This is a genomic window from Pantoea sp. Ap-967 (assembly GCF_011752565.1).
Lineage (GTDB): Bacteria > Pseudomonadota > Gammaproteobacteria > Pseudomonadales > Pseudomonadaceae > Aquipseudomonas.
Genome location: NZ_VWXK01000052.1, coordinates 1 through 25530 on the forward strand (window position 1 = coordinate 1; position 25530 = coordinate 25530).

Annotated in this window: 22 protein-coding genes and 1 tRNA gene; 15 read left to right on the plus strand and 8 right to left on the minus strand. The window is 63.6% G+C overall.

Annotation, left to right across the window (positions count from 1 at the left end):
• Window positions 1-296: 296 nt before the first annotated feature.
• The 3 genes from F3J45_RS28815 to F3J45_RS28825 all read right to left on the minus strand — a co-directional run bounded on the left by F3J45_RS28815 (window position 297) and on the right by F3J45_RS28825 (window position 4818).
• A complete protein-coding gene (locus F3J45_RS28815; protein WP_167070750.1) occupies window positions 297-1256 on the minus strand; it encodes a cation diffusion facilitator family transporter in 960 nt (319 codons plus the stop codon).
• A 76-nt stretch (window positions 1257-1332) separates the two neighbouring features.
• A complete protein-coding gene (locus tag F3J45_RS28820) occupies window positions 1333-3399 on the minus strand; it encodes a methyl-accepting chemotaxis protein (RefSeq protein ID WP_167070751.1) in 2067 nt (688 codons plus the stop codon).
• Window positions 3400-3465: 66 nt separating this feature from the next.
• Window positions 3466-4818: an APC family permease gene (locus F3J45_RS28825; protein WP_167070752.1), complete on the minus strand. Its 1353-nt coding sequence runs from the start codon at window positions 4816-4818 to the stop codon at window positions 3466-3468.
• 613 nt (window positions 4819-5431) lie between these two features.
• On the opposite strand from F3J45_RS28825, the gene F3J45_RS28830 reads away from it, so the two are divergent.
• From F3J45_RS28830 to nadA, 8 genes are all read left to right on the plus strand, one after another.
• A complete protein-coding gene (locus F3J45_RS28830) occupies window positions 5432-6601 on the plus strand; it encodes a sterol desaturase family protein (RefSeq protein ID WP_167070753.1) in 1170 nt (389 codons plus the stop codon).
• 3 nt (window positions 6602-6604) lie between these two features.
• A complete protein-coding gene (locus F3J45_RS28835) occupies window positions 6605-7912 on the plus strand; it encodes an aminotransferase class I/II-fold pyridoxal phosphate-dependent enzyme (RefSeq protein WP_205300730.1) in 1308 nt (435 codons plus the stop codon).
• On the plus strand, window positions 7902-9083 hold the full coding sequence (locus F3J45_RS28840; protein WP_167070754.1) for a GNAT family N-acetyltransferase: 1182 nt from the start codon (window positions 7902-7904) through the stop codon (window positions 9081-9083). The genes F3J45_RS28835 and F3J45_RS28840 overlap by 11 nt, the downstream gene beginning before the upstream one ends.
• Complete coding sequence (locus F3J45_RS28845) at window positions 9073-10260, plus strand: GNAT family N-acetyltransferase (protein ID WP_167070755.1); 1188 nt, start codon at window positions 9073-9075, stop codon at window positions 10258-10260. Before F3J45_RS28840 ends, F3J45_RS28845 begins: the two co-directional genes overlap by 11 nt.
• A gap of 76 nt (window positions 10261-10336) precedes the next feature.
• The gene (locus F3J45_RS28850; RefSeq protein WP_167070756.1) at window positions 10337-12052 is read left to right on the plus strand and encodes a hypothetical protein; all 1716 of its coding nucleotides are present in this window, start codon (window positions 10337-10339) and stop codon (window positions 12050-12052) included.
• Window positions 12045-12653: a GNAT family N-acetyltransferase gene (locus F3J45_RS28855; protein ID WP_167070757.1), complete on the plus strand. Its 609-nt coding sequence runs from the start codon at window positions 12045-12047 to the stop codon at window positions 12651-12653. The genes F3J45_RS28850 and F3J45_RS28855 overlap by 8 nt, the downstream gene beginning before the upstream one ends.
• Window positions 12654-12748: 95 nt before the next feature.
• Window positions 12749-14257, plus strand: a complete 1509-nt coding sequence (locus F3J45_RS28860; RefSeq protein ID WP_167070758.1) for a YdgA family protein — start codon at window positions 12749-12751, stop codon at window positions 14255-14257.
• A 237-nt stretch (window positions 14258-14494) separates the two neighbouring features.
• Window positions 14495-15553, plus strand: coding sequence for a quinolinate synthase NadA (gene nadA, locus F3J45_RS28865; RefSeq protein WP_167070759.1), 1059 nt, complete (start codon window positions 14495-14497; stop codon window positions 15551-15553).
• A 115-nt stretch (window positions 15554-15668) separates the two neighbouring features.
• Here nadA and F3J45_RS28870 read toward each other — a convergent pair whose 3' ends face one another.
• Window positions 15669-17105, minus strand: coding sequence for a M48 family metalloprotease (locus tag F3J45_RS28870; protein ID WP_167070760.1), 1437 nt, complete (start codon window positions 17103-17105; stop codon window positions 15669-15671).
• Between the two features lie 106 nt (window positions 17106-17211).
• On the opposite strand from F3J45_RS28870, the gene F3J45_RS28875 reads away from it, so the two are divergent.
• Complete coding sequence (locus F3J45_RS28875; RefSeq protein WP_167070761.1) at window positions 17212-17451, plus strand: sulfurtransferase TusA family protein; 240 nt, start codon at window positions 17212-17214, stop codon at window positions 17449-17451.
• Window positions 17452-17475: 24 nt separating this feature from the next.
• Complete coding sequence (locus F3J45_RS28880) at window positions 17476-18546, plus strand: AI-2E family transporter (protein ID WP_167070762.1); 1071 nt, start codon at window positions 17476-17478, stop codon at window positions 18544-18546.
• Window positions 18547-18601: 55 nt separating this feature from the next.
• On the opposite strand, the gene F3J45_RS28885 is transcribed toward F3J45_RS28880, so the two are convergent.
• Both F3J45_RS28885 and F3J45_RS28890 read right to left on the minus strand, forming a co-directional pair.
• Entirely contained in the window at window positions 18602-19075 is a 474-nt protein-coding gene (locus F3J45_RS28885) for a peroxiredoxin (protein WP_167070763.1), read from the minus strand.
• 11 nt (window positions 19076-19086) lie between these two features.
• Window positions 19087-19647, minus strand: a complete 561-nt coding sequence (locus F3J45_RS28890; RefSeq protein WP_013973793.1) for a glycine cleavage system protein R — start codon at window positions 19645-19647, stop codon at window positions 19087-19089.
• A gap of 258 nt (window positions 19648-19905) precedes the next feature.
• Here F3J45_RS28890 and dapA point away from each other — a divergent pair, with 258 nt between their 5' ends.
• The 5 genes from dapA to F3J45_RS28915 all read left to right on the plus strand — a co-directional run bounded on the left by dapA (window position 19906) and on the right by F3J45_RS28915 (window position 23610).
• A complete protein-coding gene (gene dapA, locus F3J45_RS28895; protein WP_167070764.1) occupies window positions 19906-20793 on the plus strand; it encodes a 4-hydroxy-tetrahydrodipicolinate synthase in 888 nt (295 codons plus the stop codon).
• Window positions 20794-20808: 15 nt separating this feature from the next.
• Window positions 20809-21930 carry an outer membrane protein assembly factor BamC gene (bamC, locus tag F3J45_RS28900; protein ID WP_167070765.1) on the plus strand — a complete coding sequence of 374 codons (1122 nt, stop codon included), beginning with the start codon at window positions 20809-20811 and terminating at the stop codon, window positions 21928-21930.
• Window positions 21931-22689 (plus strand): MBL fold metallo-hydrolase, encoded by a 759-nt coding sequence (locus tag F3J45_RS28905; protein ID WP_167070766.1) that lies wholly within the window; start codon window positions 21931-21933, stop codon window positions 22687-22689. It abuts the gene before it with no gap.
• A 29-nt stretch (window positions 22690-22718) separates the two neighbouring features.
• A complete protein-coding gene (gene purC, locus F3J45_RS28910; RefSeq protein ID WP_167070767.1) occupies window positions 22719-23429 on the plus strand; it encodes a phosphoribosylaminoimidazolesuccinocarboxamide synthase in 711 nt (236 codons plus the stop codon).
• Between the two features lie 91 nt (window positions 23430-23520).
• Window positions 23521-23610 (plus strand) — tRNA-Ser (locus F3J45_RS28915).
• Here F3J45_RS28915 and F3J45_RS28920 read toward each other — a convergent pair.
• Window positions 23597-23938 (minus strand): DUF3077 domain-containing protein, encoded by a 342-nt coding sequence (locus F3J45_RS28920; RefSeq protein ID WP_167070768.1) that lies wholly within the window; start codon window positions 23936-23938, stop codon window positions 23597-23599. The two genes, F3J45_RS28915 and F3J45_RS28920, sit on opposite strands and share 14 nt — an antisense overlap.
• 698 nt (window positions 23939-24636) lie before the next feature.
• Complete coding sequence (locus F3J45_RS28925) at window positions 24637-25254, minus strand: LysE family transporter (protein WP_167070769.1); 618 nt, start codon at window positions 25252-25254, stop codon at window positions 24637-24639.
• Window positions 25255-25530: the final 276 nt, after the last annotated feature.

The following is a 25530-nucleotide window of genomic DNA, read 5'->3' on the forward strand; positions in this document are numbered from 1 at the left end:
AACTCGGACTGGTCTCAATACTGGATACGATCAACCGGCTTAGCCGTATAACCTGAACCGCCGTGTACGGAACCGTACGCACGGTGGTGTGAGAGGACGGCGGGTGCGAACCCGCCTCCTACTCGATCCCGGGACGCCGCAATCCCCTGTAGGAGCGGGCTTGCCCCGCGAAGCAGGCGACGCGGTGGATGGCACCGGCTTTGCCGGTGTTCGCGGGGCAAGCCCGCTCCTACAGGAATATCAGTTAAATCAAATATTTACGATTTGTTCCATAGGAGCCCAGCTAGCCCAGGTGCTTATTCAGCCCAAGCCGGGTCCCCGGTAAATACCACCGTGATCCAGCGGTCTGGCCCCTCGCCACCCACGGCATCGCCGATTTCGTCCCGCAGGGCGTCCCATTCGGCAATCGAGCGCGCTGGCATGTCGGTGGGCACGATGAAGTACAACTCGATCTCCCGCGAGCGCCCAACCTTGGCCACATAGGCCTTGTACGACTGCAAACCGTGCTTGGCGACGAACTGCTGGGCGACGGTGTCGACATGCAGCTTGAGGTCACCAGGCGTGACCAGGAAGATTTCCGACAGCGCCTGGCGCACCACCGACAGCGGCAGTGGAATGATTACCAGGCACACCAACGCCAGTACCGCCGGGTCGATGTACGGCGATACCCACTCCCACTGCGTGCCTTGCACCGCGTAGCCGAAGCAGAAGGCAATCAGCAATGCCGCGGTGATACTGGCTGACATCACCCAGCCCTTGACGTCCATGCGCACGAAGTCCGAGTTCAGCTGGCGGTTGGCCCGCGCCTCGACCACGGCGATGGTGGCGCAGGCGATCACGGTCAACACGGCGTAGACCATGGCGATGCCGAACTCCAGGTGGCGCCCGCCCTGCAGCACGCTGCTGACGGCGTTGATCAGCGCGTAGATGGCCACGCCGCTGAGAAGGATGCCGTTGAGTGCCAGCACCATCGGTTCCAGGTGCCAGAAGCCCATGGTGAAACGCTCGCGCAGCTTGCGCGAGAGCTGAAGGCTGGTGGCGTGCGAGGTGATCAGCTTGACCACCACCAACGACAGGCCGCTCATGCTGGCATCCACCAGCGAGTACACGCCGTCGAAGACGATCGAGAACGAGCCGGAGGCCAGGCCAAAGCCGATGCCGATGGTGGCGATGAACAGGGTGACGGCGATCGACGTGCGTAGCAGGCCTTGTTCGCTGGTGATGTCGAAGAAGGTCGTTCGGGTTGCGCTTTGCATGGGTTGTACTCGGTAAATAGCCTTGTTGCTGTGTTGTCTGTGCGGGCTTCTTCGCGGGCACATTGGCCTTCACAGGCTAGACGCGAAACTGCTCCATCAGCGCCTGTTGCTGGTTGGCCAGCCGGTTCAGTGCCTGGCTGATGCGCGCCGATTCATCGGCCTGCCCGGACAACGACTCGGTGACGTCGCGGATGCCAGCCACGTTGCGGTTCACTTCCTCGGCCACGGCGCTCTGTTCCTCGGCCGCCGAGGCGATCTGCAGGTTCATGTCGCTGATCACCGCCACCGCCTCGCCAATGCGCTGCAGCGCCGGCAGTGCTTGTTCCATACGCTCGGCACTGGCCTGGGCCTGGCGCTGGCCATCGTGCATCGAACCGACCACGTCCTGGGTGCCTTGCTGCAGGCCTTCGATCACCTGGCGAATCTCTTCCACCGACACCTGGGTGCGTTGGGCCAAGCTGCGCACTTCGTCGGCGACCACGGCAAAGCCGCGCCCGGCTTCACCGGCGCGGGCTGCCTCGATGGCGGCATTGAGCGCCAGCAGGTTGGTCTGCTCGGCGATCGCGCGGATCACGTCGAGCACCGAACCAATCTGCTCGCTGCGCTGCTCCAGGGCGCGGGCTTCGCCCATCGCCGTATCCATGCCGCCTGCCAACTGCTCGATGGCCTGGCGGGTGCTGGCAATCAGTTGCAAGCCCTCGCGGCTGGCCTGGTCGGCGCCACGGGCGGCATGGGCGGCCTGGGAGGCGCTGCGGGCGACATCCTGGGCGGTGGCGCTCATCTCGTTGGCGGCGGTGGCCACCTGCTCGATCTCGCGTTGCTGCTGTTGCATGCCATTGCTGGTTTGGCTGGCGATGGCGGCAGACTGGTCGGCCGTGCCACGGGCTTCGAGCAGCGAGCCTTTGACCTGGGCGATCACCGGCTGCAGCTTGTCGAGAAAACGGTTGAACCAGCCGGTGAGTTGGCCTAGCTCGTCCTGGCGGGCGTATTCCAGGCGCCGGGTCAGGTCCCCCTCGCCGCTGGCGATGTCTTCCAGGCGTGCGGCCACGGCCTGAATCGGCCGCGTCACGCCGCGGGCAGTCAGCCACACCAGCAGCAGGCCCAGCACCGCAGCGCCCAGGCCGATCAGCAGGCTGGTCAGGTTGGCGCTTTGGGCGTGCGCGTCCAGGCGCTGGTTAAGCGCCAGGGCCGGCGCTTGCAGCACGGCTTCGGGCAACTCCAGCTGCACCTGCCATGGGCTGGCATCGGGAATTGGCGCGAACGGCCGGGCCACGCGCAGCAGGCCCTGGTCCAGGGTTTGCGCCAGCCGCTGGCCGAGCTTGCCGGCGTCGCGGCTGTACCCGGCGAGCAGGCCGGCGGCGCTGACGATGCTCACCTGGCCTTGGCCATCGAACAGTTCCTGGCGGCCGTCCAGGCTCAGTTGCTGGAGGTTGGCCAGGCCGATGTCCAGGCCAACCACACCCACCACCTTGCCGTTGTCCAGCAGGGGCAGGGCGATGCTGGTCATCAGCACCTGGCGGCCGTTGACATCATCCAGGTAGGGCTCCAGCACGCAGGCCTTGGCGGTTTCCTGGGGGCAGGTCAGCCAGCGGTTCTTTGCCGCGCCATTGCTGCCGGGGCTGTTGTCGCCCAGCATCGACTCGGGCATCGCTTCCTGCTCCAGGGTGCCGGGGCTGGGCTGCGACCAGTACAGCGAGAAACGCCCGGTTTCGTTGCTGCCGGTGTCGGCCTGGCCGGCGAACTGGCTGTCCTGGTGGTCCAGTGCGTTGGGCTGAAACACCAGGTACAGGCCGATCACGTCCGGGTTACCGGCCAGGCTCGCCTTGGCCTGGCGGTTCAGCTCGGCGCGCAGGTCGTTGCCGCCCTTGGCCTTGAGCACCTGCACCAGGCGGGCGAAACCGTTGCCGTACTGGTAGGCGTCCATGAAATAGCGCTGGATGCGCAAGGCCTGGGTTTCGGCATGGGCCTGCAGGCGCAGGCGTGCGCTGTGTTCGAGCATTTCGGTGCTGGCCTGGTTGACCAGTACCGCGCTGCGCCGCGCCTGGGTCAGTGCCGTGGCGACCAGCAGCGCGACGATGGCCAGCAGGCACAGGCCGGCAAGCAGGGTGATCTTCCACTGGATGGAGAGGCGACGCAGCAGCATGAGGACTTTCCTTATCGATCAACAACAACGCCCGCGATCAGACGCGGGCGTGGTTGGCAGCAAAGGTCATTCAGCGATGTAGTTCGGCGGTGCGGCGGTGAAGGCCTTGGTCAGCCAGGCCAGGTACAGCAGCCCGAGCACGGCCCAGACGCCACCGAACATCAGCGAGTTGGCGTTGAGGTCCAGCCACAGCGAGACGATGATGCAGAAGCCGATGGTCGGCAGCACCAGGTACTTGAGCTGGTTGGCCAGGCCCCGGCGGTTGCCTTCGCGCAGGAAGCAGTGGTTGATCACCGACAGGTTGACGAAGCTGAAGGCCACCAGCGCGCCGAAGTTGATGATCGACGTGGCGGTCACCAGGTCGAAGAAGATCGCCGACAGCGAGATCAGGCCGACCACGGCAATGTTCAGCACCGGCGTTTTGTAGCGTGAGTGCAGCCGGGCAAAAATGCTGGCCGGGATCACGTTGTCACGGCCCATCACGTACAACAGGCGCGACACGCTGGTTTGCGACGCCAGGCCCGAGGCGATGGTGTTGATCACCGTGCAGGCGATGAAGATCGACTGGAACAACTTGCCGCCCACGTACAGGGCGATTTCCGGCAGGGCGGCTTCCTGGTCGTGGAAGCGCGCCATGGTTGGGAAGTAGGCCTGGATGAAGTACGACACGCTGATGAACACCAGGCCGCCGATCAGTGCGGTGAGGAAGATCGCCTTCGGAATGGTCTTGCCCGGGTCGCGGGTTTCTTCCGACAGGCAGGTCACCGCATCGAAGCCCAGGAACGAGAAGCACAGGATGGTCGCACCGGCGGCCAGGGCGCTGAACTGGGTTTGGCTGTCGGCGAACGGAATCAGGCTCCAGGCCGTGCCCAGCCCTTCACCTTGGTCCAGGCCGCGCACGCACAGGTAGATGAACACGGCGATGATCGCCACCTGCACGGCAACGAACAGCAGGTTGAAGTGCGCCACCAGGTTGACGCTGCGCATGTTGATCAAGCTGATCAGGGTGACGAAGCCGGTCACCCAGACCCACGCCGGCACTTCGGGGAACATCGCCGACAGGTACAGCTTGGCCAGCAGGGCGTTGACCATCGGCAGCAGCAGGTAGTCCAGCAGCGACGACCAGCCGACGAGGAAGCCGACGTGCGGGTTGATCGCCCGTTGCGTGTAGGTGTAGGCCGAACCCGATTGTGGGAAGCGTCGTACCAGGGTGCCGTAGCTCACCGCAGTGAACAGGATCCCGGCCAGGGCCAGGATGTAGGCGCTGGGCACATGGCCAGCGGTGAGGCCAGACACGATGCCGAAGGTGTCGAACACCGTCATGGGCGTGAGGTAGGCCAGGCCGATGATGATCACGTGCCACAGGCGCAGGGTTTTGCGGAGTTGGCCGTTGCCGGCAGGGCTGTGCTCAGTCTGCATGCTGGCAAGGCTCCTGTACCGAAGGGGCGGGCAAGGCGGGGTGCTGCAGGGTGCGGATCGGCTCCATATTGTTCACCGTTTGTAGTAGGAGCGGCAGATAACGCCCAGGCGGGGCGTTGCAGGAAAAGGGCGATCAGTACGGGCGCGGCCCTGGGCGTGGATGCTGGGCCAGGGCGAGGGGGCGGCGGGAGCTGCAGCGGGCTTGAGGCTCAATGGTCATGGTCGGGGCGCTTGCCTGTAGTTGTTTGGTTTGTCGGGCGCGACGCAAAGCGGGGCAAATAAACGATGAAGGGGGTTTGGGTGTCAAGTGAAACACGACAGCGTGCCGTGGTTTTATGAAGCTTTATCGGCTGAAAGCGGCTTTTTTTGCCGTTTTAAGCGTTTTGCTGGCTGAATTGCAGTTTTTGATGTTGATAAAAATTTACGCTTTGCGCGCCCTGTCGTGTTTTGTCGCGGTCGTTCAAGGGTTACGCCTTGGCGCCTTGATTCCCAGGGCGATCATTCGTTCTAGAAACATCTCTTGTGACGGCGACGTGTGCGCCGGGGCTCCAGCGGACAGGAACCCCAAGCAAGTTCAGGCGCAGGTTGCGCCTAGCCCAGGGAAGGGGTGTTCATGCAAACCACGATGTTTTTGGTCTACCTGCTGCTATTGGTGTTTGGCTCGATCCTGCTTGAAGGGATCTTGCTGGCCTGCAAGCGCTCAGCGAACTGGCAGCCGGCCGAAGGGCTGGTCAATGCTGTCTTGGGTATCGGCAACCTGGCAGTGGGCGTGCTGTTCGCCTCGGTCAACCTGGCGCTTTACCGTTACCTGCTCGAACACTATTCACTGCCCCTGGACCTGGGCGGGCCCCTGGCGAACATCGGCTTCGCGTTCTTGGTGTACGACTTCCTCTACTGGTTCAACCACTGGGCACACCACAAATGCGCCCTGCTGTGGTGCAACCACCTGATCCATCACAGCGGTACGGCTTTCAACTTCACCACGGCGGTTCGTATCGGCTGGATAGGCAATTTCACGGTGTGGCTGTTCTTCCTGCCCATGGCGTTGCTTGGCATTTCGCTGGAGCACTACCTGCTGGTCATTTCAGTGCAGTTGCTTTACCAGTTTTTCATCCATACCGCCCTGGTACCCGAACTCGGTCTGCTGGAGCGGGTACTGGTGACGCCGTCGCAGCACCGTGTACATCACGCCAGCAACGCTATCTACCTGGACAAGAATTTCGGCTGTTTCCTGGTTATCTGGGACAAGCTGTTCGGCACCTACCAGCGCGAGCTGCCTCAAGAACCGGTGCGTTACGGCATCACCACGCCGATCCACCAGCCCGCATCACCTGGCTACCTGAATTTCTTTCTCTATCGCCACTGCATCCGCTCGGCCATGGCAGCACAGGGGCTGCTGGGCAAGTTGCGTGTGCTGTTTGGCAGCCCTGCGCACACTCAGGTGCCTGTGGAGCAGGGCCAGCCGGTGGCCCATGAGTTTGCCTGGTTCGACTACCTGCCGGCGCTGTTCGTCGGTTTCTACCTGGTTGTTCACCATGCGGCCCTGCCAGCAGGCGACCTTACGCTGGCGGCCTTGCTGTTTCTGGTGGTGGCCAATTGCGCCGGCCATTCCCGTGGCACCGGCCGCAGTGGGCGGTGGGCGCTGCGTGGCGGGCAGTTGCTGGGTTGCTGCTACCTGTGGCTATCCAGCCCGCAGGGTGAAGGGCTGCTGCTATTGGCGGTGCTGGCGTGCTGCCTGCCGTGGTTGGCGGTGTTACGTAAACCTCGATTGATCAAGGAGTGATTGATGATGACGACACGTGCAGAGCGGGTAACTGACGACAACGCAGCGCAGGCGCGCAGCCTGGCCCGGGACAACGAGGTGTTGGGCGGGTTGCTCGAACGCCTGGAGGGGCTGGTGGCAAACGGCTATATGGACGTCATTGGCCGGGTGTTCCATTCGATGCCCACCAAGCACGCTTCGGTGAGTTTCAGTGAGCATGCCAAGGCGCCGAGCCGCCGCGATGTGCTGCACCTGGGGTCCTACAACTACTCCGGCCTCAATGGGCATCCGCGTATCAACGAAGCGGCCATTGATGCCATTCGCCACTATGGAACCACCTCCAGTGGCGTGCGTTTGCTCAATGGCACCAGTGAGCTGCATGTGGAAATGGAGCAGCGCCTGGCGCGTTTTCTGGGTGTCGAGGCAGTCATCACTTTCTCTTCGGGCTACGCTGCCAACCTGGCTGCCTTGGCGACGCTGTGTCGGGAGGGCGATGTGGTGCTCAGCGACATGCTCAACCACCAGTCGATCGTTGATGGCCTGCGCCTGAGCGCCGCGCGCGTGGTGCCTTACCGGCATGCATCGCTGCGCAGCCTGGAGCACAACCTGCAGCGCTTGCCGCAGGCGCAGCGCAAGTTCATCGTCACCGACGGTGTTTTCAGCATGGATGGCGATCTCGCGCCGCTGGACCGGATTGCAGCCTTGGCCCGTCGCTACAATGCCTTCCTGTTGGTCGATGATGCCCATGGTACCGGCCATCTGGGCCCGAACGGCCGCGGTACCCCTGCGCTGTTCGGTGTCAGTGACCAAGTCGATGTACTGACCGGCAGCCTGAGCAAGGGCCTGCCGGGTGTGGGCGGTTTCATTGCCACCAGCCACGAGACGGCGGCACTGTTGCGAGCTGGCGCCAGCCCTTACATTTTCTCGGCCTCGCTGCCGCCTCCGGTGCTGGCATCGATCATCGCCGCCTTGGATGTGCTCGAATCGTCGCCGCAGATCATCGATCAACTGCGCAGCAAGACCGACTACTTCGTCAGCGCCCTGCGCGCAAGGGGCTTCGATCTGCTCGACACCTGCAGCAGCATCATTCCGCTGATGACCTATGCAGAGCACAAGGCCTACGAACTGGCCAAGGCCCTGCACCTGCGCGGTGTCTATGTGAACCCTGTGGCGCACCCCGCCGTGAGCCGGTCGCGGGCGCGGGTACGTATCAACCTCAGCGCCAACCTGACCCAGGAAGAGCTCGACTTCAGCATTGCGGCGATCACCGATGTGGGCCGGGCATTGCAACTGATCGATGCGCCGGGGGGCAGCCATGGGCATGACCTTTGAATGGGTGGACCGGCTGACGGACATCGATCCTGCCGACTGGCAGGCATGCTTCGGTGCAGGCCAGGTAACTGCCTCTTATGCCCTGCAGCAGACGCTGGAACGCGCCGCGATGGTTGAAGGTTTTCACTACCTCAAGGTACTGCGCGCCGGTGAGGTAACAGGCATCCTGGCCTGCTTCAGCATGGATTACTCGCTGACCGACCTGGCACCGGTGCCTGTACAGGCAGTGGTGCGGCGCGCCCGCACGGTGCTGCCGCGCTTGCTCAAGGCGCGCCTGTTCGTGGTCGGCAGCCCCTTGGCGACCTGTTCGGACATGTTTGGCTTGCCCGGGGTACGTGAGGGGCAATGGGACCATACGTTGTGGGCGGTTCACCAGCAGCTGCTGGGCAAGGCGGCGCAGTTGGGCATCGGCTTCGTCTGCCTGAAAGAGTTCGACGCGCCACTGCAGCGCCGGCTGCAGCAGGCCTGGGGAGGGCACTACCTGGTGTGCCGCAGCCCGGACACCACGTACGTCAGCACGGCCGTGGTCAATGGGCTGGAATATGCTGACAACATGCTCAGCAAGTACCGCAACGTGATGAAAAAGCGCAAGAAGATGTTCGAAGATGCAGGCTTGTGCTGGGCGGTGCACGCGCAATTTGCCGAGCATGCCGCAGCCATGCATCGGTTGTACCTCAACGTCCTGGAACGCTCCAATACCCGTTTTGAGCGGCTGAGCGAGGCCTTCTTTCGCGAAGTGGGCGCCTGCCTGGGCGGGCAAGCGTATGCGTTGCTCTGTTTCGACGGCGAGCGCCTGGTAGCGTTCGAACTGTTTCTCAAGGGGGCGGCTTTGCATCCGTTGTACCTGGGCATCGACTACCAGTATCGCGATGCCAGCTGCCTTTACTTCAATTGCCTGTACCGTATCGTCGAGGAGGCGCAGGCGCAGGGCGTTCCCTTTATCGAATTGGGGCAAACCAGCTATGAGGCCAAGTTCAGCATTGGCGCCGTGTCATCGCCGCTGTACTTCTTCATCCGCCACCAACGCGGCTGGGTGAACCGCCTATTGCGGCTGCTGCGTGAAGGCCTGTTCCCGGCACCGCAGATTCCGGCGCTACGCAATGTGTTCAAGCACCGCGAAGCCTACCTGGACGCGCTCAGGAGCCAGGGGGTGCTAGAGCATGCTGATTGACACCTTGGCCATCGAGGGTGGCCAACTACGCCTGTACGATGATATCGCCGACATCGACGAAACCCTGTGGAACGCGACGCTGGCGTTCGACCACCCGTTTCGTAGCCACCGTTTCATGGGCGTGGTGCAGGCCTGCTACCCACAGCGAACCTACCGTTACCTGGAGGTGCGCGAGCATGCCCAGGGGCCGGTCGTGGGGCTGATGTTCGCCACCGAGCAAGACCTCGACATCCTCGAAGAGGCGCCCACCTGGGCCGTGCGTGGCGCCAGGGTCGTCAGGTGTGTGTTGCCCAGGGCAGGGTTGCTGCGGGTCGCCATGCTGGGATGTTTCGAAACGGCAGGGCAACATTGGTGGGTAGCGCCCGGCCACGACGAACGGGCGTTGTTCGAGGTGATGGTCGCGGGTGCCCAGCGCGCCTTGCCGCGCGCCCAGGTGCATGTGGTGCGCGACCTGGAAACCGCTAACGCTGCCACCGAGCCGCTGCAGGCGCTGTTGCGCCGCCGTGGCTTTCGTGCCTGCAACAACTACCCATTGGCGTTGATCTGCCTCGATGGCAGGGGCTGGCCTGCACATTACGCCAGGCTCAAGGCCAACAGCCGCAAGATACTGAAAAAGGCCATGGCCACGTTTGAGGCATCTGCCTACAGCGTCGTTCACTACCCCGGCGAGGTGCCAGGGCTTGAGCAGTTGTACCGCCTTTACCTCAATACCCATGAGCGGGCCACCGAGTATCGCCGTGAGGCGCTGCCCTTGGCGTTCTTCCAGCAACTCCAGGGCAGTGGCATGGCCGTGTTCTCGGTGCTGCACGATGGCGACGGACAGGCGGTGGCGTTCGTGCTCAGCGGTGTGGGCGGCAAGGTCATCAACCCGTTCCTGTTTGGCCGCGACTACGCCGTGGAATTGCCGGTAAACGCCTACTATGTGCTGCACATCGACGTGCTGCGTCAGTTCGCATCAACCTGCACGGGCTGGGTCGACCTGGGCATCACCAATTACTTCGTCAAGCAGAACCTCGGGTCGCAGCTCAGTGCCAGCGGCCTGTACCTGAGGTTGCGAAACCCCGTTCTCAACAGGATTTTTGGAGCCTATGCCGCCAGCATGTTCGATATCAAGCAACCTTCCCAGCGCCGCGTCCTGCGCGCCGAGCACGGCCCGGAGCCGGCAGGCGCTGGCTGACGACCTGCGCGCCCGGTCGAGCCGCCACCGGGCATGCATCGAACGGCTCGGTGGGCGCCTGCGGCGAACCGAGTGGGTGCGCCTGTTGGTATTCCTGGCATTGCCGACACTCGCCTGGCATGGCTATGAGCGCGGCTTTGCTCCCTGGCTGTGGGCCGCGTTGGTGTTGGGGCTGGTGCTGTTCATCGGGATGGTCCAACGCCATGCGAAGTTGCGCGAAGCCATTGAGCACGAACAGCACCTGGTCACCCTCAACCAGTGGGCGCTGGCGCGGTTGGAGCGGGATTTCAGCGCCTTGCCCGATTGCCCTGAAAGCCTGCGCCCGCTATTCGACAAGCAGGACCTGGACATCAACCTGTTCGGGCCTGCGTCGATGGGGCAGCTGCTGTTCAACCAGGCCACTGGCCTGGGTGATCGCCGGATCGCCCACTGGTTGACGCAACCGGCCCAGGATGAAGCGCTGCGCGACCGTCAACAGGCCATCACCGAGCTGGCCGGGTGCCGCGACCTGCGCCAGGCACTGGCGGCGTATGCGCTGCACCTCAATGCCCGGGGCCTGGACCTTGGGCGGCTCGGGGAATGGGTGGCAGGCGAGGACAGCGCGGGGTTTACGCCCCTGCAGGTAGCGCTGGGCCGGGGCGCGACAGTGGCCAGCCTGGTGTGCATGGGCGGCGTGCTCGGCGGTGGGTTGCCGGCGGCCACGCTGTTGGCATGTGTCGGCATCAACCTGGTGCTGTATGCACTGCGTGCCAAAGCCTGGCATGGCGTTTTTGCCGGGGCCGATGACAGCGCCGATACACTCAACGGCCTTACCCGCTGGCTGACACACGTGGCCGGGCAGCCGTTCGCCAGCCCGTGCCTGCAACGGCTGGCCGGCCAGTTGACGGTGGGCGAGGCGCCTCCGGCACGCGCTGTACGCCGGCTGGACAGCATCCTTGGCTATGCGCGACTGCGCCACAACCCGACCATTGGGGTGTTCGCCCAGGCAGTGCTGCTCTGGGATTTTCACTGTGCCCTGGCGCTGTCGCGCTGGCGCAGGCAGCATCGAACGCACCTGCCTGCCTGGCTGGAAGTGTTGGCCGAACTGGAGGCCTTGTCGGCATTCGCAGGCCTTGCCGATGAAAACCCAGGCTGGTGTTTTGCCCGTCAGGTCGACGAGCCAAGCCTCACGGCCCAGGGGGCATGCCACCCACTGCTGCACCCGGAGCGTGCGGTGCCCAACCCGGTGGCGCTGGTGCCGGGGCAGGTGACGATCATCACCGGCTCCAATATGTCAGGCAAGACCACCTACATGCGCACCGTCGCCCTCAACCTGCGCCTGGCCCAGGCCGGCTCGGTGGTGGCTGCGCAGGCCTTCCGTTTCGGCCGGATGCGCATGGTGTCGTCCATCTCGGTGGCCGATTCACTGGAGCAGGGGCTTTCGTACTTCATGAGTGAGGTGTTGCAGGTCAAGGCGGTGATCGACACGGTCAGGCAATCGCCCGTGCCCGTGCTGTACCTGCTCGATGAGTTGCTCAAGGGCACCAACGAGAAAGAGCGCAACCTGGCGATCATCGAGATCCTGCGCACGCTGTGCGCCCACCAGGCGCTCGGCCTGCTGACTACGCACAACGTCGCATTGGCCACCGATCCGGCCTTGCAGGGCCTGGGGTGCAACATCTATTTCGAGGAAGGCTACGAGGACGCAGGCGAGCAGGGCTTGAGTTTCAATTACCAGCTGCGTCATGGGGTATCGCGCAATACCAATGCCATTCGCCTGCTGCGGCGCATGGGAGTGCTCGGCCATGACTGAAACCTTTTGCCACGCCAGCCCGCAGCATGCTGGCCAGGTGGTGCCATTGATTGTCAGCATCGCCCCACGGCCCTTGACGGCAGTGTATGGCGACCGTTACCTGGAGCCTTACCTGGCCCATGCCTTCGCTCGCAACCTTGGGCACTTCGGCCATGCCCGGCACCGGCTGGTGCTACAGCATGGGCGCTGCCGTGGTGTGGTCGCCACGCTTTCGGCGCAGCAAAAGAATGGGCTCGACCTGGGTTTGCTCTGTTCGGTCCTGCGCTTCTACCCGGGGTTGTCCGGTGCAGGCGTGATTCGCCGCTTGTTGCGTTCAGTTGCCGGGCATCCCAAGCCCTCCGCTGATGCGTTGTTCATCTACAACCTGGTGGTTGCGCCAGAAGCGCGCGGCCAGGGGCTAGGGCGTCGCCTGCTGCACATGGCCCTGGAATCGGCGAGGGCCGGCGGGCAGCGCAGGGTCGAGCTCGATGTCGAGGCAGGCAACACCGCCGCCATCAGCCTGTATCACGCCCAGGGTTTCAAGGCCATGGCCGAGCTCCCGGGGGCTTGTTGCGGCGATTGGCAATTCCCGGCGCAATTGCGCCTGGGGTTGGCGCTGTGATCGTTTGTGCCGCACCGGGGCCGGCACAGTGCTAACCTAGCCACTGCGCTCGCTCAGGCGTGCACTTTTCCTATGGACAGCAATCGGTTCAATTCATGAAGAAATCAGTCAGTATCCTGTCCGGCTTGGCCATCGCCATCGCCGTCGTCACCACCGCAGGTGCCTGGTACACCGGCAAGCGCGTGCCCGCCGAGCTGGAAGCCGCGGTTAACCGCAGCAACGAACAGTTCAAGAAGGCGCTGGTCAACAGCGGCGGCAGCATGACCATCGAGCTGGTTTCTCTCGACCAGCATTTCTTCACCAGTACGGCCCAGTACCGCTTCAAGGCCAAGGATATCAACCTGGGCCAGGGCGAGGTGGTGGGCTTCGAGCTGGGCATGACCGACCAGATCGAGCACGGCCCATTCCCCTGGTCGCGGGTCAAGGCACTGAAGCTGATGCCCGTGCTGGCGACCAGCAGCAGTACCCTGAACAAAGATGACTTCACCGCGCCCTGGTTCGACGCGGCCGGTGACCAGTCGCCGATCAGCGCCCACACCAGCCTGGGCTTCGCCGGTGGCGTCGACAGCGATGTCGTCCTGGCGCCGCTCAAGCGCACCGACGCCAACGGCAGCAGCCTGGACTTCTCCGGCATGCACCTGGAAGTCAGTGGCGATAACGAAGGCAAAGCCTCGAAATTCCATGGCAGTGCCGACCGCCTGCAAGTGAAGCTGGTGGGCGAGGACCACCCACCGGCCACCTTCGAGCTTTCCGGCCTGAAGCTGGGCGGCAACCTGGCGGCTACCAAGCATGACGCCGTATACGCCGGCAATGTCGATGTATTGCTGGCCGAAGCCAAGGCGACCCTTGGGGCCAAGCAGCAGGTGCTGGTGCTCAAGGGCATCGAGCAGAACCTCCTGCAAGCCCTCGACGGCCCTGATACCGTGGGTGGGCGCGTCGATTACCGGGTGGCCGAGATCACCTGGGACGGCCGGGCGGTGGGCGCGGCGCAGATGGGCGTGAGCCTCAAGTCGCTCGATGCCCCGGCCCTGCAGGCGCTGGGGCAGTGGTACCAGGCGCACTTGCCGGAGTTCGAAGCGGCCCAGGCTGCCGGGCAGCCGGTGCCGCAAATCGAGATGGATGAGGCGCAGAAGGCCAAGTTCCAGGGCGACTTGCAGCAACTGCTGGCGGCCAGGCCCAAGCTTGCCGTGGAAAACCTGTCGCTGCGCACCGCCAATGGCGAGAGCCGCTTCGACCTGTCGCTGGATTTTGCCAGCCCAAGCTCCTTCGACCTGCCACCAGACCAGCTGGGCAAGCAGTTGATCACCGAGGTGAAGGGCAAGCTGTCGCTGTCCAAGCCGATGATCGGTGACCTGGCGACCCTGCCGGCCTTGCTCGAAGGTGAAACCGATGCCCAGGCGATTGCCGCGCAGTCCAGCCAGGCCGGGGAAATGGTCGGCATGATGGCGGTGCAGAGTGGCATGGCCACGGTGCAGGGCAATGACGTGGTGTCGAGCCTGCACTATGCCGATGGCATGGTCGACTTCAACGGCAAGAAGATGACCGTCGAAGAGTTCGCCATGTTGTTGGCGGCGCACTTTGCGGCGATGCAGCCGGAAGGTTGACCGGCCGACCTGTTCCGGCCCTGTGGGAGCGGGCTTGCCCGCGAAGGGGCCGGCACAGGCAACACAAAAACCGCTTTTGAATTCCCCAGATTGTCTGTAGCCTTCGGCGTCCGATAATAATCCGCGCCCGCAGAGGGCCGAGGCGGCGTGCCTGCCGTCCGGCACCCTTAGCCGATCTGCCAGGGCCGGGTGATACACTCGATTCGACGCGCGTGCGCGCCCGCAGGTCCAGCGATCATGACTCAGATTTCCGAACGCCTGTTGGTACAGGCTCACCTTGACGCCAAGCAGCCCAACCCGCTGACCGCCGAGCAGGAGGCCGAATACCGTGCGGCCATCGCTGCCGAGCTCAAGGCGCAGAATGCCGTGCTGGTGGCCCACTACTACTGCGACCCGGTGATCCAGGCGCTGGCCGAGGAAACCGGCGGCTGCGTGTCCGACTCGCTGGAAATGGCCCGCTTCGGCAAGAACCATTCGGCCGACACGGTGATCGTTGCCGGCGTGCGCTTCATGGGTGAGACAGCCAAGATCCTCACCCCGCACAAGCGTGTGCTGATGCCCACCCTGGAAGCCACCTGCTCGCTCGACCTGGGCTGCCCGGTGGAAGAGTTCTCGGCGTTCTGCGACAAGCACCCCGAGCGCACCGTGGTGGTCTACGCCAACACCTCCGCAGCCGTGAAGGCGCGGGCCGACTGGGTAGTGACTTCAAGCTGTGCGCTGGAAATCGTCGAAAGCCTGATGGACAACGGCGAAACCATCATCTGGGGCCCGGACCAGCACCTGGGCCGCTATATCCAGAAGCAGACCGGCGCCGACATGCTGCTGTGGGACGGTGCCTGCATCGTTCACGAAGAGTTCAAGTCGCGCCAGCTGGCCGACATGAAGGCGCTGTACCCGGATGCGGCGATTCTGGTGCACCCGGAGTCGCCGGAGTCGGTGATCGAGCTGGCCGACGCGGTGGGCTCCACCAGCCAGCTGATCAAGGCTGCGCAAACCCTGCCGAACAAGACCTTCATCGTCGCCACCGACCGCGGCATCTTCTACAAGATGCAGCAGCTGTGCCCGGACAAGGAATTCGTCGAAGCGCCGACCGCCGGTAACGGCGCGGCGTGCCGCAGCTGCGCGCACTGCCCGTGGATGGCGATGAACACCCTGGAGCGCGTGCTGCATTGCCTGCGCAACGGCGGCGATGAGATTTTCGTTGACCCGGCGCTGGTGCCCAAGGCGCTGAAGCCGCTGAACCGCATGCTCGACTTTACCCAGGCGGCGCGGTTGAAGCTTTCCGGTAACGCCTGAGGCCTTGGGGCCGCTTTGCGGCCCATTCGCGGGGCAAGCCCGCTCCTACAGGTAAAGCGCAGTCCTCAAGGGTAGCGCTGTAGCTGTGGAAGCGGGCTTGCCCGCGAAGGGGGCCTCAACGTCCCATCATTTCCTGCACCATGCGCCGCTGTTCCATGATCTCGCGCTGGCGCTGGTCAATCTGCGAAGCCAGCGGGAAGTTGCTGCCCGAGCGACGCTTGGCGTAGTCCAGCTGCTGGATCGCCTGGTCGAAATCCCCCACCAGGGTGAAATATTCCGCCCGTGCCCGGTGCAGGCCGATGGTGTTGCCCGATAGGCCGCGTACCTCGGCCATGTCGTACCACACGTCCGGGTCATCGGGGCGGCTTTTCAGCAAGTCATCCAGTACCTTCTCGGCTTCGGCCGGCTTGTTCTGCTTCACCAGCAGGTCGGCACGCACCTGTTTGAGCGGGTAGTTGCCGGGGTACAGCCCCTGCATGCGCTCGGCGCGCTGTTGGGCGTCGGCCAGGCGATTGTTGGTGATGTCCAGGTCGATCTGCGCCAGGTTGTAGGTGATGTCGTTGGGCGCCTTGGCCAGCAGCGGCTTGAGGTTCTCCCGCGCTTCGTTGAGCTGGCCACCTTTGATCTGCGCCAGGGCCAGGCCGTAGCGGGCTGCATCGAGTTTCGGGTCTTCGTCGAGCTGGGCGCGGAAGCGCTTGGCCGCCAGGCCCGGCGTGCCCTCATAGGTGAGGGCGACGCGGGCGCGGATCAGCTGGTAGCGCTGGCTGTCCTCGACACCGCCCTTGGGCGCCTGCTCGGCGCGGTTGCGGGTGTCGGCGATACGCGATTCGGTGACCGGGTGGGTCAGCAGAAACTCCGGCGGCTTGGCGTCATAGCGGTACTGGCGCGCCAGGCGCTCGAACATGGTCGGCATGTTGCGTGGGTCGTAGCCGGCCTTCTCCAGGTTCTGGATGCCGACGCGGTCGGCCTCCTGCTCGTTCTGCCGCGAGAAGCGCCGCTGCTCCTGCAGGGCCGCGGCCTGGGTGCCGGCGATCATGCCGATGCCGGCATCGCCTGCGCCCCCCGCCGCCAGCACGATACCGGCCAGCAACGCGGCCATCATCGGCAGCTGCATGCGCTGTTGGGCCTCGACGCCACGGGCGAAGTGGCGTTGCGACAAGTGCGCCAGTTCGTGAGCCAGTACCGAAGCGTACTCGCCTTCGGTCTGGGCATTGAGGAACAGGCCGCCGTTGACCCCGACGATGCCGCCGGGGGCGGCGAAGGCGTTGAGCTCGCGGCTGTCGATCAGAATGAATTCCAGGCGCCGGTCCTGCAGCTGGCTGGTTTCGGCCAGGCGGTACACGGTGGTTTCGACGTAGTCCTTGAGCTGTGGGTCGTTGAGCTGGTTGACCTGGCCGCGCAGCAGGCTCAGCCAGGCACGGCCCAGGTCGTGCTCCTGTTTCGGCGAAACGATCGCGGAGCTGGCGTCGCCCAGTGACGGCAGGTCGTCGGCATGGCCGGGAAGGGCCATCAGGCAGGCCAGCGTCAGCAAGGTAGGGCGCAGTAGATTCATGCAGAAGCTCGCGTCGGTAAAAAGGCTTACTGTAGCCGGGTCGCGCAGAGCAGACCAGTGGCGGTATCCTAGCGGCCTTTTCCGATTCGCCCTGGAGATGCATCCGATGCGTGACACCCCAACCTGCGACGCCGAACTCGACGCCAGCGGGCTGAACTGCCCGTTGCCGCTGCTCAAGGCGAAGATGGAACTCAACCGCCTGGCCAGTGGCGCGGTGCTCAAGGTGATCGCCACCGACGCCGGTTCCCAGCGCGACTTCCGCACTTTCGCCCAGTTGGCCGGTCATACCCTGCTGCAGGAAACGGCCGAGGCCGGCACCTACACCTACTGGCTGCGCAAGGCCTGAGCCTGCCCCTCCCAAGGATCGTCAATGTTCAAAGTGCTTCGCGACTGGATGCAGCGCTACTTCTCCGATGAAGAAGCGGTGGTGCTGGCGGTCCTGCTGTTCCTGGCCTTCACTGCCGTGCTCACCCTCGGCGGCATGCTGGCGCCGGTGCTGGCGGGCATGGTCCTGGCGTTCCTGATGCAGGGCCTGGTCAATGCCCTGGAGCGCCTGCGGGTGCCGACGCGGCTGGCGGTGATGCTGGTGTTCGCCCTGTTCATGGGGGCGCTGGCGGTGTTCATGCTGGTGTTGGTGCCGTTGCTGTGGCACCAGCTGATTACCCTGTTCAACGAATTGCCGGGCATGCTCGGCAAGTGGCAATCGCTGCTGTTGCTGCTGCCTGAGCGCTACCCGCACCTGGTGTCGGACGAACAGGTGCTGCACGCGATCGAGTCGGTGCGCGGCGAAATCGGCAAGTTCGGCCAATGGGCGCTGACCTTCTCGCTGTCGAGCCTGCCGCTGCTGGTGAACGCGATGATCTACCTGGTGCTGGTGCCGATCCTGGTGTTCTTCTTCCTCAAGGACCGCGAGCTGATCGGGCGCTGGGTCAGTGGCTACCTGCCACGCCAGCGCAGCTTGCTGAACCGGGTGGGCAACGAGATGAACCGGCAGATCGCCAACTACATTCGCGGCAAGGGCATCGAGATCCTGATTTGCGGGATCGCCACCTACATCGCCTTCATCAGCCTGGGGCTGAACTACGCCGCCTTGCTGGCGCTGTTGGTCGGCTTGTCGGTGGTGGTGCCGTACGTGGGGGCGGTGGTGGTCACCGTGCCGGTGACCTTGATCGCGCTGTTCCAGTGGGGCTGGGGCGACCAGTTCATCTACCTGATGACGGTGTACGCGATCATCCAGGCGCTGGACGGCAACGTGCTGGTGCCGTTGCTGTTTTCCGAGGCGGTGAGCCTGCACCCGGTGGCGATCATCTGCGCGGTGCTGCTGTTTGGCGGGTTGTGGGGGTTCTGGGGGATTTTCTTCGCGATTCCGCTGGCGACCTTGATCAAGGCCGTGCTGGATGCCTGGCCGCGGCAGGAACCTAGCGTTTCGCCGATGCTTTGAGGCAATTGGGGCCGCTTTGCGGCCCTTCGCGGGGCAAGGCAGCCCCATCGAAAACTCAGCCTTTATTCAAGGCCTGAGCCGCCGCCAGCACGGCATCCACATGCCCCGGCACCTTCACCCCACGCCATTCCTGGCGCAGCACACCGTTCTTGTCGATCAGGAAGGTGCTGCGGTCAACGCCCATGTATTCCTTGCCATACAGCTTCTTGAGCTTGATCACGTCGAACAGCTGGCACAGGGCCTCGTCCTTGTCGCTGATCAGCTCGAACGGGAAGCCCTGCTTGGCCTTGAAGTTCTCGTGCGACTTGATGCCATCGCGCGACACGCCGAACACCACGGTGTTGGCCGCGGCAAACGCCTCGTGCTGGTCACGGAAACCCTGGCCTTCGGTGGTGCAGCCCGGGGTGCTGTCCTTCGGGTAGAAGTAAACCACCACCTGCTGGCCTTTCAGCTCGGCCAGGCTGACGGTTTGGCCGCTGGTGGCCTGGGCCTGGAAGTCGGCGACGGGTTGGTCGAGTGCTACTGCCATGGTCAGGTTCCTTACATGGGGTTCTGTGGGCGCCACGGCTCGATCAGCGCATCCAGGTTCAGGGCGTCGGCGAAGTCCAGGAACTGGTCGCGCAGCCAGCTGATCTGGGTGCCGGCTGGCAGAATCACGGTGAACTGGGCGTTGAGCATGCTGCTGCCGGTTTGCGGCGCCAGGTAGGTGTCGCAGGTCATGGCTTCGAGCTCGACGCGGTGGTCGAGGAAGAACTGGCACAGCTCGTTGATAATGTCCGGGCGGTAGGCCGCGCTGACATAGGCCACGTAGGGCAGGGCCTGCGGGCGCACTTCCTGGTCGGCGCTGCGCACCACGTCGAGGGTCAGGCCATGTTTCTTGCCCAGGCCCGGGAGCATGGCTTCAAGGCGCGCCAGGGCGTCCCAGCTGCCGCCTACCTGCAGCACCAGGGCGCTGGTTTCGCCGTGGCGGCTCAGGCGCGAGGTAACCACCGCGCAGCGGTTTTCGAAGGCAGCGCGGCTGAGGACGTTGGCCAGCTCCATGGGGTTGGGGCCCAGGGCGCTGATGACAAGGAATTGTTCGCGGACGGTGGGGGTGGACATGCAGCATTCCTAAAGCGATGAGCGGTCGGTGCAGGACAGAGGAAAGCCTCCGGTCGGCTGGGCCCTTGGCTCGCATGCGAGGACGGACACTGGCCGTGGAGCAGGGTCGACGGCCCGGCGGGCCGCGCTGCACCGATCAAAGCATCAAGGGTAGCGAAATAAGGCGCCGAGGGGAATGCTCCGCCTGCCTGCTTCGCTTGTGCAAGGTCGATGCCCCCAGTACCATTACCGCTCTCTTTTTCCGGCAGGAGCAGTTACATGATTGCGGGCAGTATGGTGGCGTTGGTCACACCCATGGATGCACAAGGGCGTCTGGACTGGGTAAGCCTCGACAAACTTGTAGACTTCCACCTGGAAAACGGCACCCACGCGATCGTCGCAGTCGGCACCACCGGTGAGTCGGCCACGCTGGATGTCGAAGAACACATCCTGGTCATCAAGCACGTGGTCGAGCGCGTCAAGCGCAGCAACAAGCCGATCCCGGTCATCGCCGGCACCGGTGCGAACTCCACCACCGAAGCCGTGCACCTGACCCAGAACGCCAAGAATGCTGGCGCCGACGCCTGCCTGCTGGTGGTGCCGTACTACAACAAGCCGACCCAGGAAGGCCTGTACCAGCACTTCAAGCACATCGCCGAAGCCGTCGACATCCCGCAGATCCTCTACAACGTGCCCGGCCGCACCTCCTGCGACATGCAGGCCGACACCGTGATCCGCCTGTCGAAGGTCAAGAACATCATCGGTATCAAGGAAGCCACCGGCGACCTGGTACGTGCCAAGGCCATCCTGGACGGCGTGGACAGCGACTTCATCGTCATGTCCGGCGACGACCCGACTGCCGTCGAGCTGATCCTGATGGGCGGCAAGGGCAACATCTCCGTCACTGCCAACGTCGCTCCGCGCGAAATGGCCGATCTGTGCGAGGCCGCCCTTGAGGGCAATGCCGAGAAGGCCCGCGCAATCAACGAAAAACTCATGCCGCTGCACAAAGACCTGTTCTGCGAAGCCAACCCGATTCCCGTGAAATGGGCGCTGGTGGAGATGGGCCTGATGCACAAGGGCATTCGCCTGCCGCTCACCTGGCTGAGCGAAAGCTGCCACGACAAAGTCCGTACTGCCTTGCGCCAGTCCGGCGTACTGGTTTAAGAGGAAGTACACCGCATGAAGCGACTGGCTGGTCTTTCCGCGCTCGCCCTGATCATTTCCAGCACCAGTGGGTGTGGCTGGCTGTGGGGCGAGGATGGCTATTTCCGCGACCGCGGCAGCGATTACCTGCAGGCGCACCCCACCGCGCCGATGCAATTGCCGCAAGATGCCGGCAACGTCAAGCGCCTTGACCCGTTGCTGCCGATTCCGCGCAACGTGGCCGACGATCACGCCACCGGCGAGTTCGAAGTGCCGCGCCCGCAACCTTTGACCGGCGGCGCCGGCCAGGTAACCGACTACAGCCTGCAACGCAGCGGCAACAGCCGTTGGGTCCTGGCCCAGCACGCGCCTGCCGAAGTGTGGCCGGTGGCTCACCAGTTCTTCGAGGACAACGGCTTCCGCATTGCCGAAGAGCGCCCGCAAACCGGTGAATTCAGCACCACCTGGCAGCGTTTCGACGAACTGTCGGCCTCGCTTGGCCAGCGCCTGGCAAGCACGTCGAGCAGCAGCGATGGCGAAGTGCGCGTACGTGTGCGCATCGAGCCTGGCGTGCAGCGCAACACCTCCGAGGTGTACATCGTCAGCGCCGAACGCCCGGCCGGCAGCACCGCCGATGTTGCGTTCCCATCGTCCTCGGCCAACACCGGCGCCGATGCGCTGCTGGTCGACGAAATGCTCGCCGGCATGAACCGCAGCGCCGAGAAAGGCGGTTCGGTTTCCCTGCTGGCCGCGCGCGACTTCGACGCGCCTAGCCGTGTCAGCCTGAGCGAAGACGGCAGCGGTAACCCGGTGCTGTTCCTCGGCTCCGACCTGGACCGTGCCTGGTCTGGCGTGGGCCGTGCCCTGGAGCAGGGTGGCGAATGGCGCGTCGAGGACATCAACCGCAGCCTGGGCCTGTACTACATCAACCTGTCGGAAAAGCCTGAAGACAAGCAAAGCGAGCCTGGCTTCTTCAGCCGCATGTTCGGCAGCGAACCGACCAAGGAAGAGCGTGAAGCCCGCGCCGAGCGCTACCAGGTACGCCTGAGCAAGGTCGGCGACAGCGTGCAGGTTACGGTCGAGAAGAACATCAACACCGTGGCCCCGGCCGATATTGCCCGCCGCGTGCTGAGCGCCATCCAGGACCACCTGGGCTAAGTGCGCTTCGCGGTACTCGGAAGCGGCAGCCAAGGGAACGGCACGCTGATCGCCAGTGGTGACACGTTCATCCTGGTCGATTGCGGCTTTTCCCTGCGTGAAACCGAGCGGCGCCTGGCGCTGCTCGGGGTTTCGCCAGCGCAGTTGAGCGCGGTATTGGTAACCCACGAGCATGCCGACCACGTGCATGGGGTGGGGTTGCTGTCGCGGCGCTACAATGTACCGGTCTACCTCAGCCAAGGGACCTTGCGCGGCATGCGCAAGCCGGTGGAGGTGGCCGGTTTTCTCGCTTGTGGCGAGCAGCTGCAGGTTGGCGAACTGCAGGTTAGCGCCGCGCGGGTCGAGCACGACGCCTACGAGCCGCTGCAATACGTGGTCAGCGATGGCCGCCGGCGTTTTGGCATGCTCACCGATCTGGGCTCGTACGATACGCTGCTGCTGGAGCGCTACCAGGGCCTGGACGCACTGCTGATCGAAGCCAACCATTGCCGCGACCTGCTGGCACGCGGCCACTACCCGGCTTTCCTGAAGCAACGGGTGGGTGGCATGCAAGGACATCTGAACAACCACCAGGCCGCGCGCCTGGTGCAGGAGTTGGGCTGGAGCAACCTGCAACATCTGGTGCTGGCCCACCTCAGCAGCAAGAACAACCTGCCACACTTGGCCCGCCAGTGCTTCGTCGACGCCCTTGGGTGCGACCCAGACTGGCTCCAGGTGGCCAACCAGGAACACGGGCTCGACTGGCGCGAAATCGCCTAGCCCAACACCTCAGCAAGCGGAGCCCAATCATGGAAAAACGCGACGAACTCTACCGCGGCAAGGCCAAATCGGTTTACAAAACCGACGACGCCGACCGCTTGATCCTGCTGTTCCGTAACGACACTTCGGCGTTCGACGGCAAGCGCATCGAACAGCTCGACCGCAAAGGCATGGTGAACAACAAGTTCAACGCCTTCATCATGCAGAAGCTCGAAGAAGCCGGCGTGCCGACCCAGTTCGACAAGCTGCTGGGCGACAACGAGTGCCTGGTGAAGAAGCTGGACATGATCCCGGTCGAGTGCGTGGTGCGCAACTACGCCGCCGGCAGCCTGGTCAAGCGCCTGGGCGTGGAGGAGGGCATCAAGCTGGAGCCGTCCACCTTCGAACTGTTCCTGAAGAACGACGAGAAGGGCGACCCGTTCATCAACGAATCCCACGTTGTGGCGTTCGGCTGGGGCACTGCCGAGCAGCTGGCTGAAATGAAGAAGCTGTCGCTGAAGGTCAACGAAGTGCTGAACAAGCTGTTCGACGACGCAGGCCTGCTGCTGGTCGACTTCAAGCTGGAATTCGGCGTATTCCACGGCCAGATCGTGCTGGGCGACGAGTTCAGCCCAGACGGCTGCCGCCTGTGGGACAAAGAAACCCGCAAGAAGATGGACAAGGACCGCTTCCGCCAGGGCCTGGGCGACGTGATCGAAGCCTACGAAGAAGTTGCCAAGCGCCTGGGCGTGCCGCTGTAAGCGGCGCGTTCACGCAAGCGCCTGATACCACGTGATTTTTTTTGAAAAAAGGTTTGCCTTTTAAAAAAACGCTGGTATGATGCGCGGCATTGGAGAGATGCCGGAGTGGTCGAACGGGACGGATTCGAAATCCGTTGTACTGGCAACAGTACCTAGGGTTCAAATCCCTATCTCTCCGCCATACAAGATGAAGCCCCTGGAAACGAAAGTTTCCAGGGGCTTTTTCGTTGTGGGCTAGACATTTTGTTCATTCCAAGCTCCGCGTCATCGAGCAGGGCCTTGGCCAGTGCGGTCAGGTAATGCGAGGCCCAGATCAGTTTTTGGTCGTCTTCGAGCAAACCGGTCAGGGTCAGGTCGCGGGCGTAGCCCATGAGCTCGGAGGCTTGTTCGCGGGCGTACTCGCAGGGGATGCCGGGTTCGATGCAGAACAGCGGTTGGGTTTGGTTTTCGCCCTGGTAGTAGCGGGTTTTGCCTACGGTGGTGGGGCGCTGCGGGTTGTCGGTGGTCATTGGTTTTCTCCCTGAATCATTTCTGTTGCCTATTCGGGCTTCTTCGCGGGGCAAGCCCGCTCCTACAGGGCTGGCGCCGCCTTCAGGTATGGCGCTGGCCTGTAGGAGCGGGCTTGCCCCGCGAAGAGGCCCGAACCGGCGCTACTTCACTCAAGCCGTTTTAGAGGTCTGGATCAGCGTGTCTTGCAGGATGTGAGATGAATCGAGGGAGTGGGGTGAATCGGGTACTAGCTTGCGCATAAAAGCTCCTGGATAAGTGGAGCCGCCTGGCTACGATGTCAAACGAATGGAGACAGCTATACACGGGTTGACAGACCGGTTACCCAAGAACCCGGCGCACACGAATGTGCCCCATGTATAGCCGCCATAAAGTGCAGCGAAGGAAACTTGAATAAGACGGCCTGTCAAAGCCGGTCGTTGAATGGCAACGACGGACCGAGCCTAGGCCGCTATTTAGGTGCACGCAATGGTTTGGCAGGGCAGGGAGTATGATTCAGAAATGGACTACAAGGTATGGGAAAAATCTGAAGACACATGGCCTGCGATAGGTTTGAGGGCTTCATAGGAGCGGCAATCGAGCGCCGCTAGTGCGGCGCATCGCGAGCTTTGCTCGCTCCTACCGGGAACGTGGCGGTGGGGTGTGGGGGGTAGGAGCGAGCGTAGCTCGCGATGCGCCGCGCAAAGCGGCGCCCGATGCCTCAGCGCATCGCCGCCAGCTTGATGCCAAACCCCACCAGGCAGGCCCCCGCCGCGCGCTCGAACAGGTTGGCAATCCGCGGGTTGGCGCGCATCCGTTCTGCCAGCACGTGCGTCAGCACCACCGCAATCAACCCATACATGAAGGTCACCACCGCCACCGTTGCCGCCAGGAAGCCAAAGGTCACCAACCCCTGGTGCTTCACCGGGTCAACGAACAGCGGGAAAAACGCCATGTAGAACATGATCGCCTTGGGGTTGAGCAGGGTGATCATCATGGTTTGGCGCAGGTAATGGCCATTGTCCATGCGGCTGGCGCGTGGGGTGCCGCCAGGTTTGCTCAGCAGCATGCGCAGGCCCAGGTAGCCCAGGTAGGCGGCGCCGGCCCATTGCACCACATGGAAGGCGGCGGGGTAGGCGGCCAGCAGGGTGGCGACACCGGCCACGGCCAGCCACAGCAACACCTGGTCACCCAGGATCACCCCGCAGGTCGCGGCCATGCCGGCCTTGATGCCGCCCTTGCCGGTAGCGGTGATCAGCGCGAAGTTGCCAGGGCCGGGGATGGCCAGGACGATGATGAAGGCGATGACGAAGGCGCTGTAGTCGGTGACGCCGAGCATGGGGAACTCCTGTTGGGCAGTGCGAAGGCAGTGGGTAAGACTACCGTGCTTTCGACTGCCCGTCAGGGGTTGGGCTTAGGGCCTTGGGGGCTGCTGTGCAGCCCATCGCAGGCAAGCCTGCTCCTACAGGCAGCTCATCGCAGGCAAGCTGAACTGGCCTAATGATTTTGGACACCTTCATCGGGCGCTATGATGGCGCCCAATTGGAGGCAAAATCAGTGCGTAAATCTTACTCAAGAGAATACAAAGTCCAAGCCGCTGAAATGGTGCTGGACG

Coding starts and splice junctions, on each gene's coding strand:
- F3J45_RS28815 (WP_167070750.1), bottom strand. CDS start 1,256: ATGCAAAGCGCAACCCGAACGACCTTCTTCGACATCACCAGCGAACAA.
- F3J45_RS28820 (WP_167070751.1), bottom strand. CDS start 3,399: ATGCTGCTGCGTCGCCTCTCCATCCAGTGGAAGATCACCCTGCTTGCC.
- F3J45_RS28825 (WP_167070752.1), bottom strand. CDS start 4,818: ATGCAGACTGAGCACAGCCCTGCCGGCAACGGCCAACTCCGCAAAACC.
- F3J45_RS28830 (WP_167070753.1), top strand. CDS start 5,432: ATGCAAACCACGATGTTTTTGGTCTACCTGCTGCTATTGGTGTTTGGC.
- F3J45_RS28835 (WP_205300730.1), top strand. CDS start 6,605: ATGATGACGACACGTGCAGAGCGGGTAACTGACGACAACGCAGCGCAG.
- F3J45_RS28840 (WP_167070754.1), top strand. CDS start 7,902: ATGACCTTTGAATGGGTGGACCGGCTGACGGACATCGATCCTGCCGAC.
- F3J45_RS28845 (WP_167070755.1), top strand. CDS start 9,073: ATGCTGATTGACACCTTGGCCATCGAGGGTGGCCAACTACGCCTGTAC.
- F3J45_RS28855 (WP_167070757.1), top strand. CDS start 12,045: ATGACTGAAACCTTTTGCCACGCCAGCCCGCAGCATGCTGGCCAGGTG.
- F3J45_RS28860 (WP_167070758.1), top strand. CDS start 12,749: ATGAAGAAATCAGTCAGTATCCTGTCCGGCTTGGCCATCGCCATCGCC.
- nadA (WP_167070759.1), top strand. CDS start 14,495: ATGACTCAGATTTCCGAACGCCTGTTGGTACAGGCTCACCTTGACGCC.
- F3J45_RS28870 (WP_167070760.1), bottom strand. CDS start 17,105: ATGAATCTACTGCGCCCTACCTTGCTGACGCTGGCCTGCCTGATGGCC.
- F3J45_RS28875 (WP_167070761.1), top strand. CDS start 17,212: ATGCGTGACACCCCAACCTGCGACGCCGAACTCGACGCCAGCGGGCTG.
- F3J45_RS28880 (WP_167070762.1), top strand. CDS start 17,476: ATGTTCAAAGTGCTTCGCGACTGGATGCAGCGCTACTTCTCCGATGAA.
- F3J45_RS28885 (WP_167070763.1), bottom strand. CDS start 19,075: ATGGCAGTAGCACTCGACCAACCCGTCGCCGACTTCCAGGCCCAGGCC.
- F3J45_RS28890 (WP_013973793.1), bottom strand. CDS start 19,647: ATGTCCACCCCCACCGTCCGCGAACAATTCCTTGTCATCAGCGCCCTG.
- dapA (WP_167070764.1), top strand. CDS start 19,906: ATGATTGCGGGCAGTATGGTGGCGTTGGTCACACCCATGGATGCACAA.
- bamC (WP_167070765.1), top strand. CDS start 20,809: ATGAAGCGACTGGCTGGTCTTTCCGCGCTCGCCCTGATCATTTCCAGC.
- purC (WP_167070767.1), top strand. CDS start 22,719: ATGGAAAAACGCGACGAACTCTACCGCGGCAAGGCCAAATCGGTTTAC.
- F3J45_RS28920 (WP_167070768.1), bottom strand. CDS start 23,938: ATGACCACCGACAACCCGCAGCGCCCCACCACCGTAGGCAAAACCCGC.
- F3J45_RS28925 (WP_167070769.1), bottom strand. CDS start 25,254: ATGCTCGGCGTCACCGACTACAGCGCCTTCGTCATCGCCTTCATCATC.